The organism is Arthrobacter sp. Leaf141, assembly GCF_001424565.1.
Lineage (GTDB): Bacteria > Actinomycetota > Actinomycetes > Actinomycetales > Micrococcaceae > Arthrobacter.
In genome coordinates, this window is record NZ_LMOL01000011.1 from 25,901 (window position 1) to 26,217 (window position 317).

The 317-nt window shown below is 68.5% G+C and carries 1 pseudogene; it reads left to right on the top strand.

The features are described 5' to 3' along the window. Positions 1–317, top strand: a pseudogene (locus ASF72_RS20980) (aldehyde dehydrogenase (NADP(+))); the annotation flags it as partial.

Below are 317 nucleotides of genomic sequence, written 5' to 3' on the forward strand. Positions count from 1 at the left end.
GCCCTCGCCACCGCCTACATCACCGCCGTCACCGGCAGCTCCGGACAACTCTGCACCTCCCCCGGACTGCTCTTCGCCCCCACCGGCGAGGCAGGCGATAAGTTCGCCGCCGCCGTCGGCCGCGCCATCACGGCCGCCGAGGGCCAAACCATGCTCACCGAAAATATCGCCGGATCCTGGCACACCGGAACCGAAGCACTGGGCTCTGCGGACGGCATCACCGTCCTCGGACAGGGCGCCGACGGCCAAACCCACAACGCCCCCGCCCCGGCCATCTACGCGACCCAGGTCAAGGACTTCCTCACCAACGAAATCCT